Source organism: Hymenobacter sp. UV11 (genome assembly GCF_004684095.1).
Taxonomy (GTDB): Bacteria; Bacteroidota; Bacteroidia; order Cytophagales; family Hymenobacteraceae; genus Hymenobacter.
This window is the reverse complement of record NZ_SRII01000042.1, coordinates 1-3,699: the sequence shown is the minus strand read 5'-3', so window position 1 is coordinate 3,699 and position 3,699 is coordinate 1. Positions and strand designations below refer to the sequence as shown.

Annotated in this window: 3 protein-coding genes; all 3 read right to left on the bottom strand. The window is 66.6% G+C overall.

Translation table 11 applies throughout. The annotated features are described in order from the left end of the window. On the bottom strand, positions 1 to 850 hold an 850-nt coding region (locus E4631_RS25535; protein ID WP_133656222.1), incomplete at its 3' end, for a cation diffusion facilitator family transporter. After that, on the bottom strand, positions 847 to 3,120 hold the full coding sequence (locus E4631_RS25530) for a heavy metal translocating P-type ATPase (RefSeq protein ID WP_133656221.1): 2,274 nt from the start codon (positions 3,118 to 3,120) through the stop codon (positions 847 to 849). The genes E4631_RS25535 and E4631_RS25530, both read right to left, overlap by 4 nt. Positions 3,121 to 3,175: 55 nt before the next feature. Beyond that, on the bottom strand, positions 3,176 to 3,699 hold a 524-nt coding region (locus E4631_RS26185), incomplete at its 5' end, for a hypothetical protein (RefSeq protein WP_166647969.1).

Sequence of the window (3,699 nt, the reverse complement as noted above, 5' to 3'; positions counted from 1 at the left end):
TGGTGGCGTGCTGAATGGGGTGCTTGCCCGTGATATACTCGTGGGCGCGGGTGAGCACGTCCTCGTGGTGCGCGTCGTCGGTGAGCACCACGTGCAGACTCAGCGCGTTCACGCCCGAGGTGAGCACCCAGGCGTGCATGTCGTGCACGGCGGCCACGCCGGGCACCTGCAGCAGGCCCTGGCGCAGGGTTTCGAGGTTCACGTCCTTGGGTGTGCTTTCGAGCAGCACGTTCACCGCCTCTTTGAGCAGCACCCAGGTGCGGGGCAAAATGAACAGGCCGATGCCGGCCGAGAGCAGCGGGTCGGCGTAGTACCAGCCGGTGGTGAGCATGACGACGCCGGCCACCATCACGCCCACGGACGTGAGCATGTCGCTGAGCACTTCGAAGTACGCCCCCTTCATGTTCAGGCTCTCGCCCGAGCTTTTGCGCAGCAGGTACACGCCGTAGATGTTCACCAGCAGGCCCACGCCGGCCACCCACATCATGGTGGTGCTTTCCACTTTGGGCGGGTTCAGAAAGCGCAGATAGGCTTCGTAGAGGATGTAAATCGAAATCAGAATCAGCACCACCGCGTTGGTGAGGGCGGCCAGGATTTCGAAGCGGTAGTAGCCGTAGGTGCGCTCGGGCGTGGCCGCCTTCTCGCCGAAGCGGATGGCCAGCAGCGCCAGCCCCACGCCGGCCACGTCGGTGAACATGTGGCCGGCGTCGGCCAGCAGGGCCAGGCTGCCGGTCCAGAAACCGCCGATGACCTCGGCCACCAGGTAAGTGAGCGTGGTGAAAAAAACGATGGTCAGCGGGCGCTTGTTGCGGGCCGCCGCGCTGCGGCTCATTTCCTGGACTTCGCTCATGACGCCTGGCCGGTTTGGTTGTGGGGCCCCTGGCGCATTGCTTCCGGCATTTTCTCCATCACCGACTCATTCTCCGGACGCGGGGCCGCTGCCGCCGCGGGTGCGGCAGCCGGGGCAGCCCCGGCGGTACCGGGCGTGGCGTAGTCCATGCGCTGAATGCGCACGGCGTTGAGGATGGCCAGCAGGGCCACGCCCACGTCGGCGAACACGGCCTCCCACATGGTGGCCAGCCCGCCGGCGCCCAGCACCAGCACCACGCCCTTCACGATGAAGGCCAGCCAGATGTTCTGCCACACCACGCGGTGGGTGGCGCGGGCAATGCGCCGGGCGGTGGCAATCTTGCTGGGGTGGTCGGTTTGAATGACCACGTCGGCGGTTTCGATGGTGGCATCGGAGCCGAGGCCGCCCATGGCAATGCCCACGTCGGCCAGGGCCACCACGGGCGCGTCGTTCACGCCGTCGCCCACGAAGGCCAGCTTGCGGCCCGCGTCCTTGTATTCCTGCACGTAGCGGGCCTTGTCTTCGGGCAGCAGGCCGCCGTGGGCCTCGTCGATGCCCAGCTCCTTGGCCACGCGCTGCACGATGCTGTCCTTGTCGCCGGAGAGCATCACAATCTTCGTGATGCCGTCGGCACGCAGCTCTTGTACGGTGCGGGCCGCGTCCTCCTTCGGGGCGTCGGCCACGGTGAGGTAGCCGGCGTATTTGCCGTCCACGGCCGCCACCACGATGCTGTCCTGAATCTGGTCGACTTCGGCCGGGTAGGCCACGTTGAACTTGGCGAGCAGCTTGGTGTTGCCGGCCAGCACGTCGCGGCCGTCCACCTTGCCGCGCAGGCCGTGGCCGCTGATTTCTTCCACGTTATCCACCGAAACGCTTTTCGCGGCGGCGTCCACGTGCTGCACCACCGCTTTGGCAATGGGGTGGGTCGACTTGGTTTCCAGCGCGCCCACCAGGCGCAGCAGCTGGGCCTCGTCGAGGCCCACGGCCTGCACCTGCTGCACGGCAAACACGCCCTGGGTGAGCGTGCCGGTTTTGTCCATCACCACGGTATCCAGCTCGCGCATCAAATCCAGGAAGTTGGAGCCCTTGAACAGGATGCCCGCCTTGGAAGCCGCGCCGATGCCGCCGAAGTAGCCCAGCGGAATGCTGATAACCAGCGCGCAGGGGCAGGAAATCACCAGGAACACCAGCGCCCGGTAGAGCCAGTCGCGGAACACGTAATCGTTCACCACGAAGTAGGGCACTGCCACCAGCAGGATGGCCAGCAGCACCACGATGGGCGTGTAGATTTTGGCAAACTTGGTGATGAACTGCTGGGTTTTGGCCTTGCGGCCCACAGCGTCCTGCACCATGGCCAGAATTTTGGCCAGCTTGGTGTCCTTGTAGTTGGCCGTCACGGCCACCTGAATCAGGCTTTCCAGGTTCACCATGCCGGCCAGCACGGGCTCGCCGGCCTGTTTGGTCTGCGGCACCGACTCGCCGGTGAGGGCAGCGGTGTTGAACGAGGCCGGGCCTTTGGTGAGGGTGCCGTCGAGGGCCACTTTTTCGCCCGGCTTCACCTCAATAGTGTCGCCCACCACCACTTCCTTGGGGTCGAGCACTACGGTCTGTCCGTTGCGGATGACGGTGACTTCGGTGGCCTGAATCTCGAGCAGGGCGCGGATGCTGCGCTTGGCCCGGTTCACGGCCGCGTCCTGAAACAGCTCGCCCACGGTGTAGAACAGCATCACGGCCACGCCCTCGGGGTATTGCCCGATGGCAAACGCGCCGATGGTGGCAATGCTCATGAGCAGAAACTCGTTGAAGATATTGCCGCTCGGGATGCTGAGCACGGCCGCCTTCACCACCTTCCAGCCCACCAGCAGGTAGGAAACGCCGAACCACAGCAGGCGCACGTAGCCGGTGAAAAAGCCGACTTTGTAGTAGTCGAGCGCGATGCCGGCCAGCAGCAGCGCGAAGCTCACGCCGGGCCAGAGGTAGGGGTTGGCGTCGGCCGGGCCGTGGTCGTGGTCGTCGCCGGAGCCGTGGTCGTGGCCGGCGTGCTCGTCCTTCGCCTTTTCGCCCAGGCTCACCACCTTTTTGCCGGCCGGGTGGTTGTGGCCGGTGTGGTCGTGCGCGGCGTGGTCGTGGCCGGGCACGTCGTGCCCTTGCGGCGCGGCGGCCGCTTCGGGGGTAAGCTGCTCACGGCTGAGCGCGCCCACGTTTTCGGGCTGCACCTGCTTGGCAGTGTTCAGCTCCTCGTTGAGGTTATCGGATGAAGGGTCGGGCATAGTAAAAGCAGGCAATAGAAACGGTGAGTAAAAGAGGTCGGGGCCGTTGGGGCGGCTACCAGTCCACGAAAAAGCCGGCCACGCCCACCAGTACGAGTACGGCCCCGGTAAAGCGGCGCTCGTAGTGGGCCAAGCCCTCCAGGTTCAGGCGCCGCAGCCCCGAGTAGGCCAGCGCCACCAGCGTGCTCATGGCCCCCACCGACACCACCAGGTAGGTGCCCATGACCAGCGCCAGCGCGGGCGTGCCGTGGGTGCCGGCGGCCAGGAAGAAGGTTTGAATCTCCAGGCAGGGGGCCAGGAACATGGTGGCCGCCAGCCCTAGTACCACCTGGCCTTGGCGCCGGACCGGTACTGGGGACGGGTCGGGGTGGGTGTGGCCCCGGCCGGAGAGGGCGTAGAGTAGGCCGATGCCGATGAGCAGCGCCGGGGCCGCCACGCCCGCAAACTGCGAAAACCGCGCCGAGAGCCGCCAGCCCAGCAGCCCCAGCCCCAGGCCCAGCAGCACCGTGCTCAGCACGTGCGCCAGGCCCGCCACCGCCGTCACGCCCACGGCCCGCCGCAGGGGCCAGCGCTCGGCCC